Consider the following 22,876-nt stretch of genomic DNA (forward strand, 5'->3'; position numbering starts at 1 on the left):
GTTATTGCTCATAATTAAAACCACCGTTTGTATTTTTCAACCCTAGCTAAAATTAATTCATCGACTAATGAATAGTTTGCAAGTTATTCGCGTATTTGCGGGGTAAAGGGCTATATTTTTGCTACACTAAGTATTGAGATTGATAGGCTAAACGAAGTGGTATTCTTATGGAATATGAATTTATACATGATGCAACAACAGGTGAGGCGAAAGCGCGCTTTTCGCTTGAGCATGAAGTGGTAGGTCCATGGATTGAAGTAGAGTTAGGCCACGAAAGTGCTAAATTAACGGCATTATTGACTGCAATAGATAGCGTTGAAAAGAGACATGAAAGTGAAGTTATTATTACGGGACATGAATATACGGTCACTATAAGCCGAGACGATGTAGAAATACAAACCAATGCGAGTTTTAATGGCACAGGTCCCTTGTCGGAAATGTTAACGGTAGACCATATTCATTACGACGAAAGTGAATATGCTTCATGTGGTATTGATGACTTTAGAGAGTTACTAATCTCTTGGTCAAGATTTACTAATATCTCTTAACAATAGATTACTTTATTTGTTAAAGTGTTACTTATTATATTGTATACGCTAAAGGTTTTTAATGAAACATTGCGCTATTTTAACTATGGATAACCTGTCTGATTTTGAATGTTATGATTACCTACTTGATGAACCACTTGCTGAATTAGGTTGGGCCACGGAACTAATATCATGGCGTGCTGAAAAGGTAAATTGGGATGCATATGATGCAGTAATTATTCGCAGCCCGTGGGATTACCAAGACGATGCGAGTGCTTTTATTTTGTCATTGGAACAAATCGATAACTCCAGTGCTCGATTACAAAATTCCTTATCAACAGTATGTTGGAATATTGATAAAATATACTTAAAGTCAGTTGCTGAGCAAGGGGGTAGGATTGTACCAACGTTATGGCATGAAAATTTTTCTAAGCATGACATTCCTGAATTTTTTGACTATTTTTCTTGCCAACAACTTGTAATAAAACCAAGAATTAGTGCCAATGCAGATAATACCTTTTGGTTAAAAAAAGAAACTGCAATGCAGTTTGCTCACCAATTAGAGTCTGTATTTTCGCAAAGTGAATTTATGGTTCAGCCATTTATCAATAGTGTTATTGATGAAGGTGAATTTTCTTTGTTTTACTTCGATGGTGTGTATAGTCATGCTATTTTAAAAACGCCTAAACAGGATGATTTTAGAGTACAAGAAGAGCATGGAGGGTACTTACAAACGGTCACGCCAGAAAAAGCATTATTAACTCAAGCTGATGATACTTTAGCGGTGATTACTCGCTTAACGGGAGACATGCCTTTATATGCTCGTCTTGATTTTGTCCGTTTGAAAAATGATGATAATAACAATAAAGGGTTTGCGTTGATGGAAGCTGAATTGATTGAACCATCGCTGTATTTTAATATGGATGACAAGGCAGCCGAAGCGCTTTGCTAAGGCTTTTGTTAAACGTATGGGCAAGTAAGTTTAAGTTTATCGGGTGATATAAATCATTGTTGTAAAAAAAAGTATAATTGCGGTATTAAGTATTAAAATATAAGTAAACCCTTTTATGCCTTCTTTTACGCTATAACCATGATTATTAAGATACCACCACCAAATAGCACACATAATAATGGGGAGTAAAAAGAAAAGTTTGATCATAGTAATGTCCTGTCTAGATGAAAGTCTATTCACGCTCATTTTCAAGCGAAATTTTCTCTGCACTTGTTTGTGTTTCTGGTTCATGCCAAGGTGCTACTTTAAATAGCATTAGCATGCCTGGTATGGCTAACCCTGTACATAAAAAGTAAAACTGTGTCCAACCAATTTGCTCAACAATAAACCCGGTAGTCGCATTCGCAAAGGTTCTAGGTAGCACGGCAAGTGCCGTAAATAGTGCTATTTGAGTTGCTGCAAAAGCAGGGTTTGTCGTTCTCGCTATAAAGGCAGTAAAAGCCGCAGTACCTAATCCTACACCTAAATATTCAAAGCCCATTGCGATAGCTAATGCAATGTTATTATGACCAATTTCAGCGAGGGCTGCAAAGCCAAGAATACTGGCGATTTGTACAAAACCAAATAACCATAAAGCACGATTAATGCTGAGTTTTATCATCACAAGGCCGCCAACAATTATTCCTATTGTCATGGCAATCAAAGACGCTGTTTTTGCGATTACGCCAATTTCTGTTTTAGTAAATCCCATATCAATAAAGAAAGGGGTTTGCAACGCTGTTGCCATGTTATCACCGAGTTTATATAGCACTAAAAAGGCGAGTGTATAACAGGCTGATTTTAAACCATTACTTTGAATAAAGTCTTTAAATGGGAGTATAACAGCCTCTTTTAATGACTTTGGCGCATTTTTTTCAGTATTGAGTTCTTTAATAAATAACGTTAATAATACGCCTAACACCATAAAAGCGGCGACAACCATAAATACCGATTGCCGGCTAATATGATCAGCAAGAATAAAAGCTAATGAACCTGGTACTAAACCTGATAAACGATAAGCTTGCACGTGAATAGAGTTACCAAGACCTAGTTCATTATCAGGCAGTAGTTCGCGACGATATGCGTCTAATACAATATCTTGGGCGGCACTAAAAAAGGCGACTGCAGCCGCTAAATAGGCAACAGACCAAATATTAGCAACTGGATTGACCCACCCAAATGCGGCGATAGAAACAAGCAATAGTAATTGTGTTGCCAACATCCAACTTCGTCTTCGGCCCAATCCACCTAATGAATAGCGATCCATCAAGGGGGACCAAATAAATTTCCACACGTAAGGAATACCTATTAATGAAAATAAGCCAATTTCTGCTAGGCTAACACCTTGGTCACGAAGCCAACCAGGGACTAATTGATAAAGAACAAACAAAGGAAGGCCAGAGCTAAAACCTGTAAAAATACAAATTAGCATGCGTTTGTTTAAAAGGGCTTGCTTAAATGAGGTAGTCGACATTAATTATTGGGGTACTTATAGTAATTGATATTATGATTTAGTAAGCCTATCAGAGAGTTGAGCCAAGCAGAAGTGTATTAGCTGAATGAATCGTATTGTAATGTTTATTATTTAGGAAAATAATGATACTTGTTGCTAAGGCGATTTAAGGAATAGGGCGCCAACCAACACAATCAATAGGGTAGCTTCCGACACCTTTGAAAAAATCAAGGCAAGTATTTATTTCACTTTTAAAGAATAAATCATTATTTAATGCTTGAGCACCGTGCAAGCTTACTTCATGGATTAAATGCCAAAATACACGTTCTTGGGCACTGCTCGGTGTTTCATCAGTGACTTTAAGTAACGTCCACTCGCTGAGTGTGTCCAAAACAAAACTATCTAATTCGGTGTAATGAAGGGTTTCCTCAATAACCGCGTTAACATAGGCTGCCATTTGTACAACTTTATCATTGATAAACTGCTCGATTATCATGCAGGCTCCCCTGTAAGCCTCCGTGCTTTAAAAATATAAAATAAAAATAAACCGATATGAAAGATTGATTTTTTATGATTGTGTGTTTAGTCAAAGTTGTTTTTATATGGACAAAATAACAAACTACAACGATTAACATCTTCTATATAGGTATCGTTGATAAACAGCTTTTTGTCAAAATAATAGCGACGTTTTTTTGTAATAAAATTGTAACACTTGATTGTTTAATTTTTCAATTATTTGTATATAAGCTGAAATGCTTCAGATAGTGTTAAAGCTAAAAATATAAAACATTTAGGTTATTGTGCAGGTAATAGCGTGGCCTTAATCAGCATCACTGGTTCTAAAGGCACATTTTCCCACCCTAAGGCTTCGTTATAATCTGTTTTAACCTTTGCGATGGCTTCAAGCACAGTTTCTCCTTCAACAATCACACCAAAAACGGCATAACCCCAACGTCTTCCAGGATCCAAGTTAGTGTTATCATTGATATTGAAAAAAAATTGTCTATTAGCGGTATGAGGTCTGTTTTCTTTAGCCATTGCAATAGTACCGATTTCATTTTTTAAGCCATTACCTGATTCATTGATAATGTTTTTGTTGGTTTTTTTAGGAACAAAATCGGCGTCATACCCACCACCTTGTACAATAAAGTCTTCAACAACACGATGAAAAATGGTGTTGTTATATTCACCTGTAACCACATAAGTGAGAAAGTTATCAACGGTGATTGGAGCTCTGACACGATCTAATTCGACAATAATAACGCCGAGAGAGGTCTCTAATTTTACTTTTGGATAAATGTTCGTTGGATCTATTGCTATATTGTTCGCTGATGTTGTTAAGCTAAATAGCGCGACATTTAGCAAAATCAGGCTAGTTATTATGATGCTATAAATGTTTTTCATTGAACTGTTCTCGCTAAAGGGCTGTTATTTTAAAAAGTTGTTAATTTTTTTATTGGCTAAAATCTGTCGTAATAAGTTTGCTAAACGCTGATTAAAATGACGCTCTAATACGGCTATATCTGCTTGTAAAGGTCCGTCACTATTACCGCGGTTGGTAAACGTATTTGTTAACGTTTGTGTACCGTTATTTATACTAACTTTTAATACTATTTCGGTTTGAACCTTGTATGCCATAAACTCTTGCTCCACACTGATTATGGCTTTTTCGATTGATATATCTATACTGTTAACAGCAGTAGTGTTTATTGCTAACCCTTGTGCATGCCAGTGTTTTTTCAAATTATTTTTTATTGTGTTTTCTAGTTTTTCTTGCGCTGAAATGAGTGTGGCAGGCTTGTCATTTCGCATTATCTGCACAATATGTCTAGCTGTACGCATATCTAGCACATTAAGCTGTGCCTGCTTATTGTGATGATAAAACGCGGGTGTGGAGTCAATATCAGGGGCAATAATGACATGTTTGGGTATATTTGCACATCCGTTTAGCATCATTAATATTAATAATGAAATGAATGCGGTAATTTTTGAGTAAAAAGAATTAAATTTCATTAACCAGGTCGCTTTATTGTGTTTTAGATAGTTAATACTTCTGTTCGTTGTTATTCATCATTAAGTCAATAGAATCAGTTGTATAATGTTCATTTATTTAATGGCTGATTGCGTAACAAATTTGTCATTACTGGCTATTAGTCTTTCATTTCCAAATATCCGTTTTAATTTGATGTGATAAGCCAATTGTCGATTGCCAATAATGCGTAATTCTCCGCCTTTTTTCAATACTCTGTGACTGTCTTTAAACATTTGCCAAGCAATATGATCTGTTGTGGCTGTTTGTTGATGAAAAGGGGGTTACACAAAATTAAATCAACACTATTACTTTCTACATTCGTTAAACAGTCGTTTAAGTGAAACTGACATTGTGCTGCCAACTCAGGAAAGTTAGTGTTTATATTTAGTTCTGCAGAGGTAATTGCCATATGTGATTCATCGAAAAATTGTATCTGAGCTGTCGGTTGTTTAGCTAATATACTTAAGCCGATAACACCATTACCACAACCTAGATCAATGACTTGGCAATTGTTTTGAACCTCAGGTAAGTTCTCAATAAAGTATCTCGCGCCAATATCTAGCTTCTCTCGAGAATAAACGTTGGCATGATTACTTATAGCAAAATCCCGGTTTAGGGATTTATTAGTTAATGACCATACCGTTGGAAAAGGAGATTGATGTGACTGTTGTTGGTTAAGTTGGCAAAACACTAAACGCGCTTTTTTTACTGCAAGCGAGGTTGTTGTCGTACCTAAATATTTTTCAAATAGTTTTAGGGTTGAATTATGAATGTCTTTGGCACGATCGGCCGCAATAAATACAGTATTTTTATCTACATTCTTTTGTATCTGAATTAATTGCTCTATCAGTAATGATTTACTCTTAGGAATTTTATAAAGAATAACATCAATGTTTTTTGGAAAATCATCTAAACAATTTAGTTGGGTAATATTGTCATGTGCAAGTTGGTTATGCTCAATATTATAAGCAATGCCTTGGCAGCTAATGTATGAATCGTTAATACAAAAGACTAAGGTTTTTTTTCTTCTGGTTTTTCTACTGAATTAACCTGACAAAAATGCGTTGTTAGTGCCCCAAAAGCGTCATTAAAAATAGCAACACGGGTATTTTCTGCAATTAACTGTGCTGTTTTACTGTTATCATTCGAAATATAGTTGAGTATGTACTCATCGGCGGCGTCCCAAGCTTGTAAGCTACGGTTAACTTGAGCTAAAGGGAAACGAGTCAAGGTTAATTGTTGATGGTCAATAAAAAAGGGACTGAGCATAGCTGAGATATAATATGTGGAATGAGTTAATATAGACTATTGTGACATATTTACTTATTTAAATGTTGATTCACCCCTATAAAAATTATTAAAATAAAATGTTAATAACACTTTACCGAGATCACTCATGTCTATAGCTGCTGTCATTGAAGAAAAATTAAACTCCGCCTTTTCCCCATTCCATTTAGATGTGATTAATGAAAGCAACAATCATAATGTTCCGCCAGGGAGTGAGTCACATTTTAAAGTAACGATTGTTTCCGATAAATTTGAAGGGGAACGCTTGATTAAACGCCATCGTGCGGTTAACTCTGTGCTCTCTCAAGAGTTAGCAGGACAAATTCATGCATTAGCTATGCATACATACACCGAGAAAGAGTGGCGTGATTTTTATGCTGACAACACACCCGAGTCACCAAATTGTTTAGGTGGTGGTAAATAATCACTTGGCAACACTTTTTAATTTCCTAACTGCTCGTACCTCTTTAATTAATTAGCAAGGTACAATAGCGCAAATTTATATTCTTTATAAAGATATTCAAAAGGTTTTCTTATGGTAATCAAACCAAAAATTCGTGGTTTTATTTGTACTAATGCTCACCCTGTAGGTTGTGAAGCCCATGTTAATGAACAAATTTCTTATGTGAAAGGCGTAGGGTCTACTGAAAAAGGACCTAAAAATGTGTTAGTTATAGGAGCTTCCACAGGCTATGGTTTAGCTTCACGTATCACGGCAGCTTTTGGACATAATGCTAGCACATTAGGTATTTTCTTCGAAAAACCACCAACAGAAAAGAAAACAGCTTCAGCCGGTTGGTATAATACTGCGGCATTTCAAAAAGCCGCCGACGCCGCCGGGATATACTCCAAAAATATTAATGGCGATGCCTTTTCTCACGGGATTAAAGCACAAGCAATTGACACCATTAAAGCGGATATGGGGAAAATTGATTTAGTCATTTATTCACTAGCATCACCTCGTAGAACAGATCCTGATACGGGTGAAGTATACTCTTCAACGTTAAAACCTATTGGCAAGAGTGTTACCACAAAAAATTTAAATACTTCAAAACGCATCATTGACTCTGTATCAGTTGAAGCTGCGAATGATGACGAAATTCAAGGTACTATTGATGTAATGGGTGGTGCTGATTGGGAATTATGGTTGAATGCGCTAAAAGAAGCTGATGTTTTAGCCCAAGACGTTAAAACTGTGGCCTACACCTATATCGGCAAAGAATTAACATGGCCTATTTATGGACATGCCACTATTGGTAAAGCAAAAGAGGATCTTGATCGTGCAGCCACTGCGATCAACGCAGCCACTGAGAGTCTTAATGGCCAGGCACGTGTTACGTCGTTAAATGCGGTAGTAACTCAAGCAAGTTCAGCCATTCCAATTATGCCTTTATATATTTCAGCTATGTTTAAAGTAATGAAAGCTGATGGTACTTATGAAGGCTGTATTGAACAGATTTCAAACTTATTCAAAGAAAATATTTATAGTGACAGTCCACGTCTTGATGAACAAGGGCGTTTCCGTCAAAACTATAAAGAACTCGAAGACAGTGTACAACAACGAGTAACAGATATATGGAACACTGTTGATACTGACACCATTGATGAGTTAACAGACTATGTTGGTTACCATAATGAATTTTTAAAACTGTTTGGTTTTGGCATTGAAAGTGTTGATTATGATGCTGACATTAGCCCCGAAGTTGAGATTAATAACTTAAGTTAAAATGTTATAATTAAGAAGTTTACTAAAACCGATGCTTGCATCGGTTTTTTTATATATTTTTTGAAAATTCACCTTGGGTCTTAGTAGCCTGAATTCTTTTGTGTAACAAGCTGCCATGCAAATCTAAAAGTTAAAGCAAACATGAACTTGCAAGTATCTTTTGTGATATTTGTCACATGAACGTGCTCCTTTGTGTGTAAAAAATCAACAAAAAAATACATTCGCCTCATTTTAATGCATGAACTACAACTATAGTATAATTTGTCATGAAAAGTTGTTAATCAACGTAGAATAATTATGGCTGTTTGTGGTAATATTCGCGCCAGAAAATTTAACTTAGAGTCAGTGGGTCTTTTTTTTTCAATTGAAAAAATAAGTTCTTAACTGAAATACACTGAAATCAATTGCTTAAATGATTTGCTATTTGGGTTATGCCAATTAATAAAGATTATAAGTCATTGGTTTTTTACTCCCATCAAAAGTAGTGCAAGTGTTTATGATTACAATAAAAGAAGGCTTAGATGTTCCTGTTAAAGGAATACCACAGCAGGTAATCCATGATGGTCCATCCATCAAGACCGTTGCAACATTAGGTGAAGAGTTTGTGGGTATGCGTCCAACCATGTTTGTTAAAGTGGGTGATAGCGTTAAAAAAGGTCAGGTGATTTTTGAAGATAAAAAAAATCCTGGCGTTAAATTCACAGCTCAAGCTGCCGGTGTTGTTAAAGAGATTAACCGTGGTGAAAAACGTGTTTTGCAATCAGTTGTTATTGATATTGATAATAATAGTGACGAACAAATCACTTTTACCAGTTTTCCTGCCGACCAATTAGCAACTATATCGCGTGAAGTTGTAGTAAACAATCTTGTTGATTCAGGTTTGTGGACTGCATTAAGAACTCGTCCATTTAGTAAAATTCCTGCAATAAACTCAACCCCAATGGCAATTTTTGTAAGCGCAATGGATACTAATCCGTTAGCAGCTGATCCAGAAGTTATTATTGGTGAGCAAGCAGAAGCGTTTAAAAACGGTTTGACTGTTTTATCGCGTTTAACTGACGGTGAAATATTCGTGAGCAAAGCGCCAGGTGCGAACATTCCTGTTGCAAGTGCTGTACAAGTAAATGAATTTGCGGGTAAACATCCTGCCGGTTTAGTTGGTACGCATATTCACTTCTTAAAGCCGGTTAGCGCTGAAAAATTTGTTTGGCACATTGGTTATCAAGATGTTATTGCCTATGGTCATTTTTTTACATCAGGTGAACTAGATAATACGCGCGTTATTTCCCTTGCGGGTCCCGCAGCCAAAAATCCTCGCTTAGTACGCACTGTTTTAGGTGCAAGTACATCTGAATTAACGGCAGGTGAAGCCATTGATGGTGAATTACGTGTGGTTTCTGGCTCATTGTTAATGGGGTCAACTGCAACGGCAGTTCACGGTTATTTAGGCCGTTACCATGTACAAGTAAGTTTGATTCTAGAAGGTCGTGAAAAAGAATTTATGGGGTACATGTATCCGGGTCCTAATAAATTTTCAGTAACACGTGCTTATATGTCTCATTTCTTCCCTAAGAAATTATTCAATATGACAACCACTACCAATGGTAGTGAACGTTCTATGGTACCAATTGGTAACTTTGAACGTGTTATGCCATTAGATATTTTACCTACCATGTTATTGCGTGATTTAGTTGCAGGTGATACCGATACAGCGCAGAAACTTGGTGTTTTGGAGCCGGACGAAGAAGATTTAGCGCTTTGTACATTTGTTTGCCCTGGCAAAACAGATTACGGCGTATATCTTCGTGATTGCCTAACCATAATAGAGAAGGAAGGTTAGTCATGGGCTTGAAAAAGTTTATTGAAGATATTGAGCCGCAATTTGAAAAAGGCGGCAAACATGAAAAGTGGTTTGCGTTATACGAAGCTGTTGCTACCGGTTTATTTACTCCTGGGCAAGTAAACAAAGGTAAAACTCACGTTCGTGATAGCATCGATTTGAAACGTATTATGATCACTGTATGGCTAGCGGTTTTCCCTGCCATGTTCTTTGGTATGTATAACATTGGTTTTCAAGCGGTTGACGCTTTAGTTGCCGGTTATGCATTACCTGATACTTGGCAAACTGCTTTATTTGCTGCGCTAGGTGGAACGCTTAATGCTGACTCTGGTTGGTTTAGCATGATGTTTTACGGTGCCATGTTCTTCTTACCTATTTACGCGGTTACGTTTATCGTAGGTGGTTTTTGGGAAGTTTTATTTGCAGCGGTACGCGGACATGAAGTGAATGAAGGTTTCTTCGTTTCTTCTATATTATTCGCACTTATCGTACCGGCAACGATTCCTTTATGGCAAGTTGCTATCGGTATAACCTTTGGTATTGTTATTGCCAAAGAAGTATTCGGTGGTACAGGTAAAAACTTCTTAAACCCTGCGTTAGCGGGTCGTGCGTTTTTATTCTTCGCTTATCCTGCTCAAATTTCGGGTGACGCGGTTTGGGTTGCTGCTGATGGTTTCTCTGGTGCTACTGCACTAAGTACTGCTAGCCAAGGCTTGAATGATTATACTATGAATGCTGATTGGTGGAATGCTTTTTGGGGCTTCATTCCTGGTTCTGTTGGGGAAGTGTCTACTTTCGCAATCTTGCTAGGTGGTGCTTACATCCTTTATAAAGGCATCGCTTCATGGCGGATCGTTTTAGGTGTATTTGGTGGTATGGTTGTAACAGCATTTATCTTTAATGCGATTGGTAGCGATACTAATGCCATGTTTGCAATGCCATGGTATTGGCACCTAGTGGTAGGTGGTTTTGCCTTTGGTATGATGTTTATGGCAACCGACCCAGTTTCAGCTTCTTTCACTAACACCGGTAAATACTGGTTTGGTGCCTTAGTTGGCGTGATGGTTGTATTGGTTCGTGTCGTAAATCCTGCATTCCCAGAAGGCATGATGTTAGCAATTTTATTCGCTAACTTGTTCGCACCATTGTTTGACTACTTTGTAGTGCAAGGCAACATCAAACGGAGGCTTGCTCGTAATGTCTAGTGACTCTAATGTAAAAAGTAAAGAAACCTTTGGTAGAACATTGGTATTTGTATTTATTATTTGTTTAGTGTGTGCTGCATTAGTATCTATCTCTGCAGTTGGTTTAAAACCATTACAACAAGCTAATAAATTACTTGATAAGCAAACTAAAATTCTTGAAGCTTCAGGCCTTCTTGAAAAAGCAGGTTCAGATATTGTTGGCACTTATGCTAAATTTGTTGAAGCGAAAATGATTGACCTAAAAACGGGTAAAATCATTGAAGGTGATACAGATATTTTTGAAGAACGTGCTGATGCTCGTGATGCTAGCAAAAGTACGAAACCTGAAAATGATATCGCGGGTCTTAGTCGTCGTGCCGATCGTGCTGTGATTTACCTAGTTAAAAACGAGGAACAACAATTAGATACTATTGTATTACCGATTGTTGGTTCAGGTTTGTGGGATTTAATGTATGGTTTTATTGGTTTGGCACCGGATTTAAATACCGTTCGTAGTGTTGTTTACTCGGAACTGAAGGAAACTCCAGGATTGGGAGCAGAAGTACTGAATCCTAAATGGAAAGCCCTATGGCCAGGTAAAAAAATGTATAACGAACAAGGCGAGGCTGCTATTCACTTAGTTAAAGGCGGCGCTAAACCCGGTGATGTTAACGGTGTAGATGCGTTGTCAGGTGCAACATTAACCAGTAATGGTGTTACTCGAACCTTACAATTTTGGTTAGGTGATGAAGGCTATGGCCCATTCGTTACTCGATTTAAAGAGGGAGGGCTTAACTAATGTCTTCAGATAATAAAAAAGTTCTATTTGGACCTGTTGTTGATAACAATCCAATTGCACTACAAGTATTAGGTGTATGTTCTGCATTAGCAGTAACTAGCTCTATGGCAAATGCTTTAGTTATGACTGTTGCGGTGATGTTAGTAACAGCATTTTCTAATTTATTTATCTCTGCTATTCGTAATCAAATTCCATCAAGCGTACGTATTATCGTGCAAATGGCGATTATAGCCTCGCTTGTAATCGTTGTTGACCAAGTTCTGAAAGCTTTTTCGTATCAACTATCGAAAGAATTATCGGTTTATATTGGTTTAATCATTACTAACTGTATTGTAATGGGGCGAGCTGAAGCTTTTGCTATGAAAGAAAAGCCAGGTGTGAGCTTTTTAGACGGTATTGGTAATGGTTTAGGCTATGGTGCTGTTTTGATGATTGTTGCTTTCTTCCGTGAATTATTGGGTTTTGGTACGCTTTTTGGTATTGAAATTTTACAATTAACACAAAATGGTGGTTGGTATCAAGGCAATGGCTTATTAGTACTACCTTTTAGTTCATTCTTCATTATTGGTTTAACCATCTGGGCTATTCGCCAATGGAAACCAGAACAAGTTGAGAAGGATTAATCATGGAACATTATTTAAGTATTTTTGTTAAAACTATTTTCATTGAGAATATGGCGTTAAGCTTTTTCCTAGGAATGTGTACTTTCTTAGCGGTGTCTAAGAAAGTCAGTACGGCCATGGGCTTAGGTGTTGCGGTTGTTGTGGTATTAGGTTTAGCTGTTCCTGCTAACCAAATTATATACCAAGCAATTTTGGCGCCAGGCGCGTTAGATTCAATTATGGGGGTTACTGATCCTAAAGATTCTATTGACCTTAGCTTTTTATCCTTTATTACTTTTATTGGTGTAATTGCGGCCTTAGTACAAATTCTGGAAATGATTCTAGATAAATATTTTCCTGCTTTGTATCAAGCACTTGGTATCTTTTTACCTTTAATTACCGTTAACTGTGCAATTTTTGGTGCAGTTTCTTTTATGGTTGCTAAAAACCTTAATCTTGGTGAAAGTGTTGTTTACGGGATTGGTTCAGGTGTAGGTTGGATGTTAGCCATTGTATTAATGGCAGGTATTCGTGAGAAAATGAAATATTCTGACGTACCTGATGGCTTAAAAGGTTTAGGCATCACATTTATAACTGCAGGTTTGATGGCTTTTGGGTTTTTATCTTTCGGCGGAATTTCGTTGTAACGATTTAGATTTTAATTTTGATAAATAATTAAGGAAAAGTCGATGGAAATTATTCTCGGCGTATCGATGTTTACCGCGATAGTACTTGCCTTAGTATTAGTAATTTTATTTGCTAAATCTAAGTTAGTATCAACAGGTGACGTAACGATAAGTATAAATGGCGATCCAGAAAAAGCAGTAGTAACTGCTGCGGGTGGCAAATTATTAGGCGCATTAGCTGATAAAGGTATTTTTATTCCTTCAGCTTGTGGTGGCGGTGGCACATGTGGTCAGTGTCGTGTTGAAGTGCATTCAGGTGGTGGTGATATTCTTCCAACGGAAGAAGGTCATATAAACAAACGTGAAGCAAAAGCCGGTTGTCGTTTAGCATGTCAAGTTGCTGTTAAACAAGACATGGAAATTGAAGTAGAAGATGAAATCTTCGGTGTTCAACAATGGGAATGTGAAGTTATCTCAAACGATAACAAAGCAACGTTCATTAAAGAATTAAAACTTCAAATACCTAATGGTGAGTCAGTGCCGTTTAAAGCGGGCGGTTATATTCAAATTGAAGCACCAGCCTATCATGTTAAATACTCTGATTTTGATATTGATGAGCAGTACAAAGGCGACTGGAATCATTTTGGTTTCTTCGATGTAGAGTCAAAAGTAGATGAGCCAACTTTACGTGCTTACTCAATGGCGAACTACCCAGAAGAAGAAGGCATCATCATGCTGAATGTGCGTATTGCTACGCCACCTCCTGGCAAGTTGCATTTACCTGCAGGTAAAATGTCATCTTATATTTTCAGTCTTAAGCCTGGTGATAAAGTCACTATTTCTGGTCCATTTGGTGAGTTCTTTGCCAAAGAAACTGATAACGAAATGGTATTTATCGGTGGTGGTGCAGGTATGGCACCAATGCGTTCTCATATATTCGATCAGCTTAAACGTTTAAAATCTAAACGTAAAATGAGCTTCTGGTATGGTGCACGCTCTAAACGCGAAATGTTCTATGAAGATGATTACAATGGCCTTGCGGCTGATAACGACAACTTTGTATGGCATGTTGCATTGAGTGACCCTCAACCGGAAGATAATTGGGATGGTATGACTGGTTTTATTCACAACGTTCTTTATGAAAATTATTTAAAAGATCATGAAGCACCAGAAGATTGTGAATATTACATGTGTGGGCCACCAATGATGAATGCTGCTGTTATTCATATGTTGAAAGATCTTGGCGTAGAAGATGAAAATATTCTTCTAGATGATTTTGGCGGCTAATATATTGTAACTTTTATCTCTTTGCTATTTCGCTTAATAGCTGCATCGAAGGTGCTCACAAATTTGTCTGGAACAAATTTGAACAACTGAAAGTTGGCCCGTAGGGCGAAGGACAGGATGTCCGGAGTAATGACTATCGTCAACTCCGCGCCTTCTCTTTGCTCTAAACGAACTAGCTTTGAGCTGAAAAGCTACTTAAGCCGGAAAATACACAATTAAATAAAGACGACCTAGGTCGTCTTTATTCTTTTAATAATAGATTATTGAAACAAAAGATTATTTATATAACAATTTTTTGCCGTATAGGTCATTCCACTTATTGCGTAAGTCGAAACCGAGAGTTGTTACCTAAATAATATATTTGGATATCTAAAATGAATAAATTCAAACTACTATTGCTTGTGCTGTTAGCTGTCAGTATATCAGCTTGTTTTCCTAGTAATGATTCAGGGAAAACTGAAGTACTTCTTCAGGGCCGTACAATGGGCACTACCTATAATATTAAGGTGGTTGCAACAATTGAACAGGTAGAAACGTTACAATTGCAACAAAAAATTGATGCGCGGCTAAAACAAGTCAATCAAGCAATGTCGACTTATATACCAGATTCAGAAATTTCTCGTTTTAATACATCTATGTCTACTGAGCCTGTTGAAGTGTCTGCCGGTTTTGCACGCGTGTTGGCTGAGTCTATTCGATTAGGTGAACTAAGTGGCGGTAAATTAGATATTACCGTTGGACCATTAGTTAATCTTTGGGGCTTTGGTCCCGATTTACGTCCTGAAACTGCGCCAAGTGATGAATTGATTACTAGCACACGTTCCCGAGTTGGATTAAAGAACCTTCATCTAAACGGTACTCAATTGTCCAAGGATATTCCTAACCTGTATGTTGATTTATCTACTACCGCTAAAGGCTATGGAGTTGATGTAATTGCTGAATTAATAGAAGACAATGGCATAACTAACTACTTAGTGGAAATCGGCGGTGAGATGCGCTTAAGAGGTTTTAAGCATACAGGTGAACTTTGGGCTATAGCTATTGAAAAACCCATTTTTGATCCTTCAGGTGATCATAGGGCAGTGCAACAGGTTATTATTCCAAAAGATAATGCTGTTGCTACTTCAGGTGATTACCGAAATTATTTCGAGAGCAATGGGCAGCGTTTTTCACATATTATTGATCCCGCCACAGGTAAACCGATAAACCATAACTTAGTATCAGTTACTGTGATAGCACCATCGTCAATGACAGCTGATGGTTTATCGACCACTTTAATGGTGATGGGAGCAGAGGAAGGGCTAGCATTTGCGATTAAAAATGATCTCGCGGCATTATTTGTTTCTAAATCTGAAAATGGCTTTATCGAACAATTTACGGTAAAATTTAAACAATATTTGAAATAGTTGTCAGTTAGATTTCAGACTAACAATTTCGCTAATTATTTATAGGCGTATATATTATGATGATTTTTTTTATCACTTTTGGTTTTTTCCTTGTCGTTGGTACAGCGATGGCTGTAGGTTATATTTTTCAACAGAAAACCTTAGGCGGGAGTTGTGGCGGGTTAGCTAGTGTTGGTATTGAAAAAGAATGTAACTGCGATAACCCCTGTGAAAAACGGCAAGAGCGCGAACGTATAGCAGCCTTAAGCGCGGATAAAAATGAACAAACTGTTCAAAATAGAATAGAAGTCGAAAATATTTAAACAAAATAATAAAAAGGATCGCAAAATTGCGACCTTTTTTATGATGGATAGCAGTATAAATAAAATGCTATTTATAAAAGCGCTATTGAGAAAATACTACGTCATAAAATTATTTATTTTAATCATTATCCCTACGCTATCTAGTCCTAATTCGTGATGAACTTCTTCTTGCGTACCATGTTTAACAAAGTGATCAGGAATTCCTATATTCAAGATTTTCATTGCCACCCTTTCGATAGTATATATTCATTTACTGCTGAGCCAAAGACCACCTGCTATGGCATTATCTTCAATCGTCACGATAACGTCATGACTTGATTGAATTTTATCAATTAACTGCACATCAAGTGGTTTGATAAAACGCATATCAACCAGTGTTGCGCCAAGTGCTAGAGCTGCTTTTTGTGCTTCTGCTAACATGGTACCAAAACTTAAAATGGCTAGTTTGGTCGTATTTTCTTGACCTTCGATAATTATTCTACCTTTTCCAACCTCTATTACTTCATTAACACTAGGTAAGGTTTCACCTGTGCCATTACCACGAGGATAGCGTACCACAGAAGGTGAAAGAGATTTATGTCCAGTGTTGAGCATAAGCTGACATTCTCGTTCGTCGGCAGGAGCCATAATGACAAGGTTAGGAATGCAGCGTAGAAAACTTAAGTCAAAGGAGCCTTGATGAGTCGCGCCGTCAGCACCAACTATACCTGCTCTATCTACCGCAAATAATACAGGTAAATTTTGGATGGCTACGTCATGAATCAGCTGATCATAGCCACGTTGTAAAAAGCTTGAATAAATAGCGACAACTGGGTGTTGCCCACCAATTGCTAAGCCTGCAGCATAAGTTACAGCGTGCTGTTCAGCGATAGCGACATCATAATATTGGTCAGGAAAACGTTGGCTAAACTCAACCATGCCAGATCCTTCACGCATGGCGGGTGTAATAGCCACGAGTTTTTTGTCAATCTCAGCTGTTTTACATAGCCAATCTCCAAAAATTTGTGAGTAAGTAGGTAAAGAGGGTTTAGATTTTGGTAAGCTGTCCTCACTCGGATTGAATTTGGGGACCGCATGATACTTAATAGGATCTTGTTCAGCTGCTTGGTAACCTTTACCTTTTTTAGTCGCAATATGCAGTAATTGTGGTCCCTTCAGACTACGCATGTTCTTTATCGTATCAACGAGGCCATTCACGTCATGGCCATCGATAGGACCAATATAGTTAAAGCCAAGTTCTTCAAAAAAAGTACTCGGAACAACCATACCTTTTAGATGCTCTTCAGCGCGACTTGCTAATTCTTTAATCGGAGGTAAGTTGTTGAGTAATCGTTTACCGCTTTCTCTAATACCTGTATAAAGACTGCCAGAAAGCATTCTCGCAAAGTGATTATTTAATGCCCCAACATTCTCTGATATAGACATTTCATTATCATTTAGAATAATCAGCATGTCTTTTTTTATGTCACCGGCATGATTTAGTGCTTCAAATGCCATGCCTGCTGTCATTGCACCGTCGCCAATAACGGCAACTGTTCTTCGGTTTAATCCTTCTTTTTCTGCCGCAACAGATAAACCCAATGCAGCTGATATGGAGGTACTCGAATGTCCGACACTTAACGTATCGTATTCACTTTCTTCTCGCCACGGAAATGGATGCAAACCATCTTTTTGTCTTATCGTGTGAAGTTGATCTCGGCGACCGGTCAATATTTTATGCGGATAAGCTTGATGACCAACATCCCAAATAAGGTGATCAAATGGTGTGTTATAGACATAATGTAACGCAACGGTTAGCTCTATTGTACCTAGTCCCGAAGCAAAGTGACCACTACTTTTACTTACAGAATTTAATAGGAATCTGCGTAATTCATTACTTACTCGCGGTAATTGATCTTGTGGGATGTTACGCAAGTCTTTAGGCGAGTTTATTTGGGCAAGCAATGGGTAGTCAGCAAGATTTGTCATATTTATTCTATAGTTAAATTATTTGTTAACTGATTTAATTATTATATTCTTTTATTTAATGGCTACGTTTAATAATAAAAGTAGCAAAATCAGCTAAGGATTGTGTATTGTAAGGCAAACTCGCTAAAGCTTGAAGTGCTTGTTGAAATAAGTTTTCAGCTTTTTCTTTTGCACCCTGCAATCCAAGTAATGCAGGGTAGGTACTTTTGTTAGACGCCAAGTCAGAGCCACTAGGCTTTCCAAGCTCTTCTTGAGTTGACGTAATATCAATAATGTCATCTTGAACTTGATAAGCTAAACCAACAAGCTTGGCAAATTTTTGCAGGGCTTGTTGGTCTTGTATTGAAAGGTGTTGTGCACATTCAGCCGCCATTAATACTGAAGCTTCAAGTAGTGCGCCTGTTTTTAATGAATGCAAGGTTTCCAGTTGTTCTAAACTAATTAGTTTATCTGTTGCGGCTAAATCTAACGCTTGTCCACCACACATTCCTTGGTAACCGCCGGCAGAAACTAATTGTTGAATTAATTTTAGCTGTTTAGGTTTTGTTGTCTCAGAAAAGTTATGGTTGGCTAGAATATCAAAGGCGAGAGTTTGTAAACTATCACCTGCAAGAATTGCAGTGGCTTCATCAAATGCTTTATGACATGTCGGCTTACCACGCCTTAAGTCATCATCGTCCATGGCAGGTAAATCATCATGTAATAAAGAATATGCATGAATACATTCTATGGCGCCGGCTATACCATCAAGATCATCCAAACTAACGGCAAGTGCTTCTCCTGTGATGTAAACCAAATAAGGACGTATACGTTTACCGCCTATTAATAGCCCATAACTCATTGCTTGATGAAGTTTGTTATCATTGATGGGCAGTTGTTGAAGCTTTAGCGTCAAAAACTGATCAATGCGATCTTGTAAAATATCGTGGTTAACTAAAGTACTCACGATAGATCACCTGAAGAGGGAATGTTTGCAGATAAATCAAAATCTTGTAGCTGTTGCTGACCTTCTTTTTCAAGGAGTATTTTTACTTTTTGTTCTGCAGCTTGTAGTTTGTTTTGGCTTAATTTACTTAAGGTTAACCCTCGCTCAAATAATGCCATAGATTCTTCAAGATCTATGTCACCTTGCTCTAAATTTTGTACGATTGTGTCTAACTCATTAAGAGACTCTTCAAAACTTAAGTTTTCTAATTTTTTCTTTGCCATTTTTGACCTTCTCTTTAATCAATACCCTGATTGTAAGTCTTTAAATACTCGTAGAGCGGAAAAGAACTTAATCAATTTAGTATTACTAGACTCTTTTAATGTTAGGCGCAAACTTACCACTAGCTAAGCACACTGGTCAATGTAGCTTGACGTTATTTCAGTTAATTTTATTCTATATCAACTATTAAGTTATTGACTATACGGGCGATAATAAATATATAAAGTGATAAGTAATAGCGAATAGTTTTCTCATAATGTACTATTATTTTATTAGTACATTATGAGTTTTGCAGTTTTAGGAGAATTTTGTGGATTTAGCAACCTTAATAGGTATCGTTGGTGCCATTGGTTTACTCGTGATGGCGATGGTGTTGTCTGGTGATATCATGATGTTCGCCGATACGCAATCAGTTTTAATTGTGTTTTGTGGTTCAATCTTTGTTGTTTTATCTAACTACAACTTGGGACAATTTTTAGGTATTGGTAAAATTATTGTAAAAGCTTTCATGTTTAAATTAGAAAAACCTGAAGAGTTAATTGAAAAAGCCGTTGATATGGCAGATGCAGCGCGTAAAGGGGGATTTTTAGCACTTGAAGAAGCTGAAATAACAAACGCGTTTATGCAAAAGGGAGTTGATATGTTAGTGGATGGTCATGATGCCGATGTAGTACGAGCAACGTTGCAAAAAGATATAAACCTCACGACAGAACGTCATGAAACAGGCTCTAATATGTTGATGGCATTGGCCGATGTTGCCCCTGCGATGGGTATGATAGGTACTTTGATTGGTCTCGTTGCTATGTTGTCAAATATGGATGATCCAAAATCTATCGGGCCTGCAATGGCTGTTGCCTTGTTAACAACGCTTTATGGGGCTTTTTTAGCTAATGTTATTGCTATTCCGCTTGCCTCAAAATTGAAATTACGTATGGCGGAAGAAAAAATGAATCAAGAATTGGTACTTGATGCGGTATTAGGTATTCAGGATGGTCAAAACCCACGTGTTATTGAAGGATTACTTAAAAATTATTTAGCTGAAGGTAAACGTAAAATAGGTACAGCGGAAGATGAATAGTATTAACTTCATTCAACGGAGGGTGTATGGCTGAACAAGAATGCAAATGTCCACCACCAGGATTACCTGCATGGATGGGTACCTTCGCTGATCTTATGTCATTATTGATGTGCTTTTTTGTATTGTTGCTCTCTTTTTCTGAAATGGACGTAATGAAGTTTAAGCAAATTGCAGGGTCGATGAAGTTTGCTTTCGGTGTTCAAAATAAAATTGAGGTAAAAGATATTCCTAAAGGGACAAGTATCATTGCGCAAGAGTTTAGACCGGGCAAACCTGACCCAACGCCTATTGAGTTAATACAGCAGCAAACCATGGAAATGACTCAACAAATGTTGGAGTTTCAAGCGGGTAGTGAAACGTCTGCCGGAGGACGTCAAGAACAACGCGGTGAAGAACGGGGCGGACAAGCGCAAAATACTGAAGATGCTTTGTCGGCAGAAGCGATGAAAAAAGCGCAAGATGAAATGGAACGAGCAGCGCAAGAACAGGTAAATGATCTTGTTAAAAAAGTCGCTGAGCAACTTGAGCAACAGATTTTAGATGGCGCTATTGAATTAGAATCTTTAGGTCAACAAATTATTATTAGAATTCGAGAGAATGGCTCATTTCCATCAGGCTCTGCTTTTTTACAGCCTCAATTCAAACCTATTATTAGACAAATTGGCGAACTATTAAATACAATGCCAGGTGAAATTATGATTTCAGGTAATACAGATAATCGTGGTGTTGATTCTGAATTGTTTACTTCAAACTGGGATTTATCGAGTAAACGCGCGGTAGCCATCGCTCATGAAATGATTAAGGTGCCTGGCTTTGACCAAACTCGTTTAGTGGTTGCAGGTCATGCAGATACTCGACCTTTAGTACCTAACACGAATGCCTTAAATCGCCGCCGAAATCGACGTGTTGAGATTTCAATTAACCAAGGTAAAGCAAAAGAGAGTGAACCGATTCAAATAACTCAGTAAAAATTGTTCACTAAGCATTAAAAACTATGCGTTAAAAAGCTGTCAGCATAATACTGACAGCTTTTTTTGTGTATAATGTGCGCCATTATTCTTATTGTTATTATATTAGGCCACTATCGATGAAATTTATCGTAAAGCTGCAAGCTGAAATCACCATTAAATCTCGCCCTGTTCGTAAACGTTTTACGAAAATTTTAGAGTCGAACATTAAAAACGTATTACGCCGTGTTGATGAACAAATTACCACACGTATGAATTGGGATAATGTTGAAGTTAATACCAAAGATAATAGCCCCGAAAATCGTGAACGTTTAGTTGAAGCACTTAAATGCATTCCTGGTGTGCCAATGTTTTTAGAAGTTCAGCAAAGTGAGTTTGTTGATGTTCATGACATTTATGAAAAAACGTTAGCGGTTCACGCAAAAACGATTGAAAATAAAACTTTTTGTGTTCGTGCAAAACGCACTGGCACACACGACTTTAACTCGCTAAAAGTAGAGCAGTATGTTGGCGGTGGCTTAAATCAAGCGGTAGAAAGTGCCAAAGTTAAGCTAAGTAAGCCAGATGTTACTATTCGTTTAGAAATAAAAAATAAAGATCTCTTTATTGTGACAGAGCGTCATATAGGCTTAGGCGGTTTCCCAATAGCTACACAAGAAGATGTGTTATCTCTTATGTCTGGCGGTTTTGATTCAGGTGTTGCTAGCTATCAAATGATCAAAAAAGGTGCTCGTACGCATTATTGTTTCTTTAATTTGGGTGGTTCGGCACATGAAGTTGGCGTTAAGCAAGTCAGCTATTATTTATGGAATAAGTTTGGAGCGTCTCATAAAGTAAAATTCTTTGCTGTTGATTTTGAGCCAGTAGTTGCTGAAATTTTAGAACACGTTGAAAATAGTCAAATGGGTGTAGTGCTAAAACGTATGATGATGCGTGCTGCTACTAAAATTGCTGAAAGAGGTAAAATTCAGGCACTAGTAACAGGTGAAAGTTTAGGGCAAGTATCAAGCCAAACGTTGACTAACTTAAATGTGATTAACCGAGTTACAGAGACATTAATTTTACGTCCGTTAGCCGCTTATGATAAACAAGATATCATTGATATTGCTCGTAAAATTGGCACAGAAGATTTTGCAAAAACGATCCCTGAATATTGTGGTGTTATTTCTAAAAAGCCTACGGTTAAAGCCGTGTTATCCAAAGTAGAAGAAGAAGAAGGTAACTTTAATTTTGATATTTTAGATAAAGTTATTAGCGAAACCCGCGTTTTTGATATTCGAGATATAGGCAAAGAAACTGAAGAAGAAATTCATGCGGTAGATCTTGTTGAAAACATTCCTGCTAATGCGGTAGTCGTTGATATACGTAGCCCAGAAGAGGAAGAAGATAAACCATTAGCCCTTGGAAACGTTGAAGTGAAGCGTATTCCATTTTATAAATTGTCGACCCAATTTGGTGATTTAGATATGAGTAAAGATTATTTACTGTATTGTGACCATGGTGTGATGAGTAAGCTACAAGCGCTATATTTAATTGACAATGGCTTTAAAAATGTGAAGGTTTACCGTCCGTAACATAAGCCAGATAGTGCTA

At 37.4% G+C, this 22,876-nt stretch carries 22 protein-coding genes and 2 pseudogenes; 15 read left to right on the forward strand and 9 right to left on the reverse strand.

Features of this window, described 5'->3' with window-relative positions; translation table 11 throughout:
• Positions 1-167: 167 nt before the first annotated feature.
• On the forward strand, positions 168-548 hold the full coding sequence (locus L3081_RS07335) for a YacL family protein (RefSeq protein WP_242284538.1): 381 nt from the start codon (positions 168-170) through the stop codon (positions 546-548).
• 61 nt (positions 549-609) lie between these two features.
• Entirely contained in the window at positions 610-1,479 is an 870-nt protein-coding gene (locus tag L3081_RS07340) for an ATP-grasp domain-containing protein (RefSeq protein ID WP_242284540.1), read from the forward strand.
• Positions 1,480-1,711: 232 nt separating this feature from the next.
• Here the strand turns inward: L3081_RS07340 and L3081_RS07345 are convergent, their stop codons facing one another.
• The 6 genes and pseudogenes from L3081_RS07345 to L3081_RS28965 form a co-directional block, all read right to left on the reverse strand.
• The gene (locus L3081_RS07345; protein ID WP_242284542.1) at positions 1,712-2,992 is read right to left on the reverse strand and encodes an AmpG family muropeptide MFS transporter; all 1,281 of its coding nucleotides are present in this window, start codon (positions 2,990-2,992) and stop codon (positions 1,712-1,714) included.
• Positions 2,993-3,137: 145 nt separating this feature from the next.
• Positions 3,138-3,467 carry a hypothetical protein gene (locus tag L3081_RS07350; RefSeq protein ID WP_242284544.1) on the reverse strand — a complete coding sequence of 110 codons (330 nt, stop codon included), beginning with the start codon at positions 3,465-3,467 and terminating at the stop codon, positions 3,138-3,140.
• Positions 3,468-3,766: 299 nt separating this feature from the next.
• Entirely contained in the window at positions 3,767-4,375 is a 609-nt protein-coding gene (locus tag L3081_RS07355; RefSeq protein WP_242284546.1) for a peptidylprolyl isomerase, read from the reverse strand.
• A 24-nt stretch (positions 4,376-4,399) separates the two neighbouring features.
• Positions 4,400-4,984 (reverse strand): YajG family lipoprotein, encoded by a 585-nt coding sequence (locus L3081_RS07360; RefSeq protein ID WP_242284547.1) that lies wholly within the window; start codon positions 4,982-4,984, stop codon positions 4,400-4,402.
• A gap of 93 nt (positions 4,985-5,077) precedes the next feature.
• A pseudogene (locus L3081_RS28960) lies at positions 5,078-6,006 on the reverse strand (methyltransferase).
• Positions 6,007-6,014: 8 nt separating this feature from the next.
• Positions 6,015-6,272 (reverse strand): hypothetical protein, encoded by a 258-nt coding sequence (locus L3081_RS28965; RefSeq protein WP_420839705.1) that lies wholly within the window; start codon positions 6,270-6,272, stop codon positions 6,015-6,017.
• Positions 6,273-6,399: 127 nt separating this feature from the next.
• Between L3081_RS28965 and bolA the strand changes: the two genes are divergently transcribed.
• The 10 genes from bolA to nqrM all read left to right on the forward strand — a co-directional run bounded on the left by bolA (position 6,400) and on the right by nqrM (position 16,062).
• Complete coding sequence (gene bolA, locus L3081_RS07370; protein ID WP_242284549.1) at positions 6,400-6,714, forward strand: transcriptional regulator BolA; 315 nt, start codon at positions 6,400-6,402, stop codon at positions 6,712-6,714.
• Positions 6,715-6,825: 111 nt separating this feature from the next.
• Positions 6,826-8,016, forward strand: a complete 1,191-nt coding sequence (gene fabV / locus L3081_RS07375) for an enoyl-ACP reductase FabV (RefSeq protein WP_242284558.1) — start codon at positions 6,826-6,828, stop codon at positions 8,014-8,016.
• Positions 8,017-8,512: 496 nt separating this feature from the next.
• Positions 8,513-9,856, forward strand: a complete 1,344-nt coding sequence (locus L3081_RS07380) for a Na(+)-translocating NADH-quinone reductase subunit A (RefSeq protein ID WP_242284559.1) — start codon at positions 8,513-8,515, stop codon at positions 9,854-9,856.
• A 2-nt stretch (positions 9,857-9,858) separates the two neighbouring features.
• On the forward strand, positions 9,859-11,061 hold the full coding sequence (locus tag L3081_RS07385; RefSeq protein ID WP_242284561.1) for an NADH:ubiquinone reductase (Na(+)-transporting) subunit B: 1,203 nt from the start codon (positions 9,859-9,861) through the stop codon (positions 11,059-11,061).
• Positions 11,054-11,839 (forward strand): Na(+)-translocating NADH-quinone reductase subunit C, encoded by a 786-nt coding sequence (locus L3081_RS07390; RefSeq protein ID WP_242284563.1) that lies wholly within the window; start codon positions 11,054-11,056, stop codon positions 11,837-11,839. Before L3081_RS07385 ends, L3081_RS07390 begins: the two co-directional genes overlap by 8 nt.
• On the forward strand, positions 11,839-12,462 hold the full coding sequence (locus L3081_RS07395) for an NADH:ubiquinone reductase (Na(+)-transporting) subunit D (RefSeq protein WP_242284565.1): 624 nt from the start codon (positions 11,839-11,841) through the stop codon (positions 12,460-12,462). The genes L3081_RS07390 and L3081_RS07395 overlap by 1 nt, the downstream gene beginning before the upstream one ends.
• A 2-nt stretch (positions 12,463-12,464) precedes the next feature.
• A complete protein-coding gene (gene nqrE / locus L3081_RS07400; RefSeq protein ID WP_242284567.1) occupies positions 12,465-13,088 on the forward strand; it encodes an NADH:ubiquinone reductase (Na(+)-transporting) subunit E in 624 nt (207 codons plus the stop codon).
• A gap of 42 nt (positions 13,089-13,130) precedes the next feature.
• The gene (nqrF, locus tag L3081_RS07405) at positions 13,131-14,354 is read left to right on the forward strand and encodes an NADH:ubiquinone reductase (Na(+)-transporting) subunit F (RefSeq protein ID WP_242284570.1); all 1,224 of its coding nucleotides are present in this window, start codon (positions 13,131-13,133) and stop codon (positions 14,352-14,354) included.
• 374 nt (positions 14,355-14,728) lie between these two features.
• Positions 14,729-15,760: an FAD:protein FMN transferase gene (locus tag L3081_RS07410; RefSeq protein ID WP_242284577.1), complete on the forward strand. Its 1,032-nt coding sequence runs from the start codon at positions 14,729-14,731 to the stop codon at positions 15,758-15,760.
• A gap of 56 nt (positions 15,761-15,816) precedes the next feature.
• Positions 15,817-16,062, forward strand: coding sequence for a (Na+)-NQR maturation NqrM (gene nqrM, locus L3081_RS07415; protein ID WP_242284580.1), 246 nt, complete (start codon positions 15,817-15,819; stop codon positions 16,060-16,062).
• Positions 16,063-16,158: 96 nt separating this feature from the next.
• Here the strand turns inward: nqrM and dxs are convergent.
• The 3 genes and pseudogenes from dxs to xseB form a co-directional block, all read right to left on the reverse strand.
• Positions 16,159-18,030, reverse strand: a pseudogene (gene dxs / locus L3081_RS07420) (1-deoxy-D-xylulose-5-phosphate synthase).
• Between the two features lie 55 nt (positions 18,031-18,085).
• A complete protein-coding gene (ispA, locus tag L3081_RS07425; RefSeq protein WP_242284582.1) occupies positions 18,086-18,976 on the reverse strand; it encodes a (2E,6E)-farnesyl diphosphate synthase in 891 nt (296 codons plus the stop codon).
• A complete protein-coding gene (gene xseB, locus L3081_RS07430; protein WP_242284584.1) occupies positions 18,973-19,239 on the reverse strand; it encodes an exodeoxyribonuclease VII small subunit in 267 nt (88 codons plus the stop codon). Before xseB ends, ispA begins: the two co-directional genes overlap by 4 nt.
• A 308-nt stretch (positions 19,240-19,547) precedes the next feature.
• On the opposite strand from xseB, the gene pomA reads away from it, so the two are divergent.
• From pomA to thiI, 3 genes are all read left to right on the forward strand, one after another.
• A complete protein-coding gene (gene pomA / locus L3081_RS07435) occupies positions 19,548-20,315 on the forward strand; it encodes a flagellar motor protein PomA (protein WP_242284586.1) in 768 nt (255 codons plus the stop codon).
• 26 nt (positions 20,316-20,341) lie between these two features.
• Positions 20,342-21,283, forward strand: coding sequence for a flagellar motor protein MotB (locus L3081_RS07440; RefSeq protein WP_242284588.1), 942 nt, complete (start codon positions 20,342-20,344; stop codon positions 21,281-21,283).
• Between the two features lie 119 nt (positions 21,284-21,402).
• Positions 21,403-22,857, forward strand: a complete 1,455-nt coding sequence (thiI, locus tag L3081_RS07445; protein ID WP_242284596.1) for a tRNA uracil 4-sulfurtransferase ThiI — start codon at positions 21,403-21,405, stop codon at positions 22,855-22,857.
• Positions 22,858-22,876: the final 19 nt, after the last annotated feature.

The organism is Colwellia maritima (assembly GCF_022669015.1).
Lineage (GTDB): Bacteria > Pseudomonadota > Gammaproteobacteria > Enterobacterales > Alteromonadaceae > Colwellia > Colwellia maritima.

Bases quoted from the DNA above. Each gene is read 5' to 3' on its own strand.
- L3081_RS07440 (WP_242284588.1), top strand. From the start codon at position 20,342: ATGGCTGAACAAGAATGCAAATGTCCACCACCAGGATTACCTGCATGG.
- L3081_RS07390 (WP_242284563.1), top strand. From the start codon at position 11,054: ATGTCTAGTGACTCTAATGTAAAAAGTAAAGAAACCTTTGGTAGAACA.
- L3081_RS07350 (WP_242284544.1), bottom strand. From the start codon at position 3,467: ATGATAATCGAGCAGTTTATCAATGATAAAGTTGTACAAATGGCAGCC.
- L3081_RS28965 (WP_420839705.1), bottom strand. From the start codon at position 6,272: ATGCTCAGTCCCTTTTTTATTGACCATCAACAATTAACCTTGACTCGT.
- L3081_RS07395 (WP_242284565.1), top strand. From the start codon at position 11,839: ATGTCTTCAGATAATAAAAAAGTTCTATTTGGACCTGTTGTTGATAAC.
- L3081_RS07345 (WP_242284542.1), bottom strand. From the start codon at position 2,992: ATGTCGACTACCTCATTTAAGCAAGCCCTTTTAAACAAACGCATGCTA.
- L3081_RS07385 (WP_242284561.1), top strand. From the start codon at position 9,859: ATGGGCTTGAAAAAGTTTATTGAAGATATTGAGCCGCAATTTGAAAAA.
- L3081_RS07355 (WP_242284546.1), bottom strand. From the start codon at position 4,375: ATGAAAAACATTTATAGCATCATAATAACTAGCCTGATTTTGCTAAAT.
- L3081_RS07335 (WP_242284538.1), top strand. From the start codon at position 168: ATGGAATATGAATTTATACATGATGCAACAACAGGTGAGGCGAAAGCG.
- xseB (WP_242284584.1), bottom strand. From the start codon at position 19,239: ATGGCAAAGAAAAAATTAGAAAACTTAAGTTTTGAAGAGTCTCTTAAT.
- L3081_RS07340 (WP_242284540.1), top strand. From the start codon at position 610: ATGAAACATTGCGCTATTTTAACTATGGATAACCTGTCTGATTTTGAA.
- L3081_RS07380 (WP_242284559.1), top strand. From the start codon at position 8,513: ATGATTACAATAAAAGAAGGCTTAGATGTTCCTGTTAAAGGAATACCA.
- nqrM (WP_242284580.1), top strand. From the start codon at position 15,817: ATGATGATTTTTTTTATCACTTTTGGTTTTTTCCTTGTCGTTGGTACA.
- L3081_RS07360 (WP_242284547.1), bottom strand. From the start codon at position 4,984: ATGAAATTTAATTCTTTTTACTCAAAAATTACCGCATTCATTTCATTA.
- bolA (WP_242284549.1), top strand. From the start codon at position 6,400: ATGTCTATAGCTGCTGTCATTGAAGAAAAATTAAACTCCGCCTTTTCC.
- L3081_RS07410 (WP_242284577.1), top strand. From the start codon at position 14,729: ATGAATAAATTCAAACTACTATTGCTTGTGCTGTTAGCTGTCAGTATA.
- nqrE (WP_242284567.1), top strand. From the start codon at position 12,465: ATGGAACATTATTTAAGTATTTTTGTTAAAACTATTTTCATTGAGAAT.
- nqrF (WP_242284570.1), top strand. From the start codon at position 13,131: ATGGAAATTATTCTCGGCGTATCGATGTTTACCGCGATAGTACTTGCC.
- fabV (WP_242284558.1), top strand. From the start codon at position 6,826: ATGGTAATCAAACCAAAAATTCGTGGTTTTATTTGTACTAATGCTCAC.
- thiI (WP_242284596.1), top strand. From the start codon at position 21,403: ATGAAATTTATCGTAAAGCTGCAAGCTGAAATCACCATTAAATCTCGC.